Raw genomic sequence first — 649 nt, 5'->3', positions numbered from 1 at the left:
GGCGCTGTCGTCGGCCTGCACGGCACCCGCGTCGAGAAGCTGGAAACGCTGGCGGCCGAGCTCGGCGACCGGGTCAAGCTGTTCCCGGCGAACCTTTCCAATCGCGACGAGGTCAAGGCGCTCGGCCAGAAGGTCGAGGCCGATCTCGAAGGCGTCGACATTCTCGTCAACAATGCCGGCATCACCAAGGACGGGCTGTTCGTGCGCATGGCGGACGCCGACTGGGATTCGGTGCTCGAGGTCAATCTGACCGCCGTGTTCCGGCTGACCCGCGAACTCACCCATCCGATGATGCGGCGCCGGCATGGCCGCATCATCAACATCACCTCTGTGGTTGGCGTCACCGGCAATCCCGGCCAAACCAACTACTGCGCCTCCAAGGCCGGCATGATCGGCTTTTCCAAGTCGCTGGCGCAGGAGATCGCCACGCGCAACATCACCGTCAACTGCGTCGCCCCGGGCTTCATCGAATCGGCGATGACCGACAAGCTCAACGACAAGCAGAAAGAGGCGATCATGGCGGCGATTCCGACACGGCGCATGGGCACCAGCGCCGAAGTCGCCTCCGCCGTCGCCTACCTCGCTTCCAACGAAGCCGCCTATGTCACCGGCCAGACCATTCACGTCAATGGCGGCATGGCGATGATTT

General features: G+C 63.8%; 1 protein-coding gene. It reads left to right on the top strand.

From position 1 onward, the window contains the following. The coding region (gene fabG, locus AC0L2C_RS34160) for a 3-oxoacyl-[acyl-carrier-protein] reductase (RefSeq protein WP_473525531.1) at positions 1-649 on the top strand (649 nt) is incomplete at both ends.

It is taken from the genome of Mesorhizobium sp. WSM4845 (genome assembly GCF_055811455.1).
The sequence above is the reverse complement of the archived record's forward strand: the minus strand, read 5'-3'. Positions and strand labels throughout refer to the sequence as shown.